This is a genomic window from Virgibacillus carmonensis, assembly GCF_057836705.1.
Genome location: NZ_JBYQFJ010000175.1, coordinates 1 through 687 on the forward strand (window position 1 = coordinate 1; position 687 = coordinate 687).

Sequence of the window (687 nt, forward strand, 5' to 3'; positions counted from 1 at the left end):
ATTGGCGTTTTAAAGAAATCGTTGTAATGTCCGCACTTTCCGTTGTATTCGCGGTTGTTTATCTGGCCTTTGTTCCTGTGGGGAAAATTCTTGTGGGATTTTTTGGACCGATTGGCTACGATCTTATTTTTGGAATCTGGTTTATTGTTTCTATACTGGCTGCTTATATTATCCGTAAGCCTGGTGCTGCATTTATATCTGAAACAATTGCTGCAATGGTCGAGGTTCTACTCGGTAATGCAGCTGGCCCAATGCTGATTTTGTCTGGAATAGTTCAAGGGTTAGGCGCTGAGGCTGCATTTGCAGCAACCCGTTGGAAAAATTACTCAACATGGGTCCTTCTGTTTGCCGGTGTTGGTTCCGCTGTATTCAGCTTTGTGTACGGTTACTTTATAAGTGGATATGCTGCACTTTCTACCCCTTATGTGATTGGGATGTTTGTCACACGCATGATAAGTGGCGCATTAATCGCTGGATTACTCGGAAAAACTTTGGGCGATGCCCTGGCACAAACAGGTGTCTTATCCAGTTTTGCTCTGGGAAAAGAGTACAGAAAGAAAAATGCGGCATGAAGAAGGATTTCCTTTTACGCGTACAACAGTTGTCCTTAGGATTCGAAAATCATCCCAATCAAGACACCATTTCGAATGTCAGTTTTGAATTGGACAAAGGTGAAACACTTTTATT

Annotated in this window: 1 protein-coding gene; it reads left to right on the plus strand. The window is 42.5% G+C overall.

Features of this window, described 5'->3' with window-relative positions:
- The coding region (locus tag AC3G7N_RS21220; RefSeq protein WP_489424125.1) for an ECF transporter S component at window positions 1–572 on the plus strand (572 nt) is incomplete at its 5' end.
- Window positions 573–687: the final 115 nt, after the last annotated feature.